This is a genomic window from Priestia sp. SIMBA_032 (genome assembly GCF_046535215.1).
Taxonomy (GTDB): Bacteria; Bacillota; Bacilli; order Bacillales; family Bacillaceae_H; genus Priestia; species Priestia aryabhattai.
Genome location: NZ_JAWRXD010001628.1, coordinates 1 through 233 on the forward strand (window position 1 = coordinate 1; position 233 = coordinate 233).

The window sequence follows — 233 nt, forward strand, 5'->3', positions numbered from 1 at the left end:
GGCCACGGCCGCGCAGCGCTCGATTTCCTCCAGCGGCCCGCACTGTCCGGCCAGATGGACCGGCAGGACAACGCGCGCCGTACCGTCCGCCCGCGCCAGCGCGACTTCCAGCGTGTCGGGCGTCATCAGGCCGGTATCCGGATCGACATCGGCAAAAGCGACCTCGGCCCAGCAATAGCGGGCGGCATTCGCCGTCGCCATGAAGGTGATCGCCGGAACGATGCAGGTATCGC

At 69.1% G+C, this 233-nt stretch carries 1 protein-coding gene; it reads right to left on the reverse strand.

All coding sequences use genetic code 11. From position 1 onward, the window contains the following. A partial coding sequence (locus SB717_RS39795) for a DegT/DnrJ/EryC1/StrS family aminotransferase (RefSeq protein WP_410908867.1) occupies nucleotides 1-233 on the reverse strand: 233 nt, incomplete at both ends.